Genomic DNA, 3,280 nt, shown 5'->3' on the forward strand with positions numbered 1-3,280 from the left:
ATTATTACTTACAGCACTCGGAATTTTTATAACAGCATGTCAGGAACTTCCACCTGAAGCCTATTTAATTGATAAATATAAAATACAAGGGCAGGTTTATATAGACGATAAAATAAAAAACCAGTGTAAAGGTACTTTATTTATAATAGTCAGGAAAGGTTCTACTCCCCAACCTCTTGCTGTGAAAAAATTATCAAATCCTGATTTTCCTTACGATTTCACGATTACACCTGCAGATGTTTTAATACCTCAAAGAGCCAATGAATTTGATGGACAGCTTATACTTATGGCAAGGGTATCAAAAACAGGAAGTCCAATGCCTAAAAAAGGAGACTGCGAATCTGATGCAATGGTAATAAATGCAGGTGATAAAAATATAAAATTACTTATAAAGAACATAGTCAAATGAAAGTATCAATAATAATAACAGGGTCAGAATTTACAAAAGGTTTAAAGCAGGATAAAAACGGTCATTATATTGCAAAAAAATGCTTTGAAAAAGGTCTTAAGGTTAACTCAATTATACTAACCTCTGATAACCAGTACGAAATTGAAACATTTTTAAAAATTGCCCTTGATAAGTCTGATATTGTTTTTATTTCGGGAGGACTTGGACCGACTGATGATGATAAAACGAGGGTAGCTGTATCATAGGCTATAGGAGTCCCATTAATTTATAATGAACACTGGTTAAAAAAACTAAAAGAAAAATATAATAAGATTGGAAAAGAGTTTACACCAGAAAGAAAAAAAATGGCTCAAATTCCATTCAAGGCAAAACCTATAGAAAATCCAGTTGGAAATGCCCTTGGATTTATTAAGGTATTAGATGATGTTCAAAAAGCAATTGTTGCACTGCCTGGAGTTCCTTCGGAGATGAAGGTAATGCTTGAAACACCTTTTGAGTATCTTCATATTAAGGAACAAAAAGGTTTTGTACATCTTTTTAAAACTTATGGAAAAGACGAAGTAAAAATTGATGAAATATTAAAGGACATAGATAAAAAAACGCTAAATGCATCTCCTTACGGGATAGATATATATATCTGGGATAGTAATGATTTATTTTTGAAAAATAAAATCAAAGTTATAAAAGAAAGACTGGGAAGTTTAATTTATTCAGAAGATGAAACCTCAATGGAAGAAGTAGTTGGAAAACTTTTAAAAGAAAAAGGGCTAACATTATCAACAGCAGAATCTTCAACAGGAGGATTGATTGCTTCAAGGATAGTAAATGTTGCAGGAAGTTCAGCTTATTTTATGGGAAGTATTATAGCTTATTCAAATCAGGTAAAAGAAAATATACTTAAAGTATCAAAAGAAAATATAGAAAAATACGGAGCAGTAAGTGAGCCTGTTGCACGGCAAATGGCAGAAGGAGTAAAAAATTTGTTAAAAACAGATATATCATTAAGTGATACAGGCATTGCCGGTCCAACTGGAGCAACACCTGATAAACCATTAGGATTACACTATATTGGAATGGGAATAAAAAACAAAACAGTAGTTGAAAAAGTAATATTTAAAGGACATAGAAATGATGTAAGACTTAGAGTTTCACAACATGCATTAAATATGCTCAGACTTTATCTAATTAAATAGCTATTTCAACCCTATTTCTTCCGCCTTCTTTAGCTTTATAAAGCGCCATATCTGCTCTTACAATAAAATCTTCAGGTTTTTCATCAGGCTCAAGCTGTGCAACCCCTAAACTAATTGTAACTTTACCAACAGTAGGGAATTTGTAGGTTTCTACAGCCTGTCTTAACTTTTCTGCAAGTTTTTTAGCCCCCTCAACATTAGTTTCAGGTGCAAGAATAACAAACTCTTCACCACCCCATCTTGCTGCAAAATCTGTTTTCCTTATGTTTTTCTTGATTAATTTTGCAAGTGCTTTTAATACTTCATCTCCTACTTTATGACCGTAAGTGTCATTTATCTTTTTAAAATGGTCAATATCAAAAATAATTAAAGACAACGGCCTTTTATATCTTTTTGCTCTTTGAATTTCCCTTTGCAATACTTCGTTAAATTTACCTTTATTATAAAGCCCGGTTAATCTATCAGTTTCAGATAAATAACGAAACTTTTCTAAGTCCTTTAAAAAGATATAAACAGAAAATCCCAGTATAACAGCTAAAAGAAAAGACAATGTTATATTGGTATAAAAAGACTTTAATATTATCGGATATGTATTATCTTTTGAATATCTAACTAAATATCCCATTAAGTGATTATTTAAGTTGAAAACAGGAATAAAAGTTATTAAGTAAAAATTACCTTCATTGTTATAAATAAATGAAAATGGTTTATCTTTGCCTAAAAACTTCAGCACTTTTTTTCTTATCTTCTTGTTAATATAAGTAATCGGAATATCTTTTATCTGAATATCCTCATAATAATATCTATCAGATAACCCTGAAGGAATAATTGATTTAATCGCCCCAGCCTTTAATCTTGACAATCCCACTTCTTTTTTCAACAAAAACAAATAGGTATCTTTAAAAACATAATTTAAATCTTTTTGAATAGCCCAAAAAGGAATAGAAAAATAAAGATTTCCTAAAAATTTATTTTTATACTTCAGAGCATAAACTAACTGCTGTCCATCTATATAGTCCGGATTAAACTTTCTATAATTACCCTTTGATAAAATCAATACTGGTTTTCCGTTTAAATTTAATATAACTAATTTATCTATATTTTGTTTGTACAATTTTTTAAATTTTTTGTTGAGAATTTTTTTTAATGTTTTACTTTTTTTCCTATAAACAAGTCTTAATAATCTTTTATCAAATACATCATAATAAAAATAATCTGTTAATTTTTTATACCCTAACTTTACAGACTTGTAATTTGACTGGGTTATTTTTACTGCATTTTCATAAATTATATTTTCTTTATCTTTTTTCCCAAGAAAAAAAACAACAAATCCTATTAAAAATATACTTAAACTTACACCTAAGGGTATAAAAATTTTTTTCATGATTTTATTTTATATTTATTTGTGTTGTTATAATAATGATATAAATTTTTTTATCTAAAAACAACGTGAGGTAAATAAATGTCTGAAAAAAAACTATGGGGCGGTAGATTTTCAGAAGGAACAGATGAGTTTGTAGAAGAATTTACAGAGAGCATTTCTTTTGACAAAAATCTTGCTCTGTACGATATAAAAGGTAGTATAGCCCACGCAAAGATGCTTGGAAAACAGGGGATTATCCCACAGGAAGATGCAGAAAAAATAATAAAAGGTCTTGAAGAAATTAAAAAAGAAATC

At 29.3% G+C, this 3,280-nt stretch carries 5 protein-coding genes; 4 read left to right on the forward strand and 1 reads right to left on the reverse strand.

Annotated features, from left to right (window positions below):
- From HG1285_RS19780 to HG1285_RS18265, 3 genes are all read left to right on the forward strand, one after another.
- Window positions 1-409: hypothetical protein (locus tag HG1285_RS19780; RefSeq protein ID WP_008288450.1), on the forward strand; the 409-nt coding region annotated here is incomplete at its 5' end.
- A complete protein-coding gene (locus HG1285_RS20305; RefSeq protein WP_008288451.1) occupies window positions 406-654 on the forward strand; it encodes a molybdopterin-binding protein in 249 nt (82 codons plus the stop codon). The genes HG1285_RS19780 and HG1285_RS20305, both read left to right, overlap by 4 nt.
- A gap of 99 nt (window positions 655-753) precedes the next feature.
- Window positions 754-1,602, forward strand: a complete 849-nt coding sequence (locus HG1285_RS18265) for a nicotinamide-nucleotide amidohydrolase family protein (RefSeq protein ID WP_008288452.1) — start codon at window positions 754-756, stop codon at window positions 1,600-1,602.
- On the opposite strand, the gene HG1285_RS19785 is transcribed toward HG1285_RS18265, so the two are convergent.
- Entirely contained in the window at window positions 1,595-2,986 is a 1,392-nt protein-coding gene (locus HG1285_RS19785) for a GGDEF domain-containing protein (RefSeq protein ID WP_008288453.1), read from the reverse strand. The two genes, HG1285_RS18265 and HG1285_RS19785, sit on opposite strands and share 8 nt — an antisense overlap.
- 78 nt (window positions 2,987-3,064) lie before the next feature.
- Here HG1285_RS19785 and HG1285_RS05205 point away from each other — a divergent pair.
- A partial coding sequence (locus tag HG1285_RS05205; protein WP_008288454.1) for a lyase family protein occupies window positions 3,065-3,280 on the forward strand: 216 nt, incomplete at its 3' end.

The organism is Hydrogenivirga sp. 128-5-R1-1 (assembly GCF_000171895.1).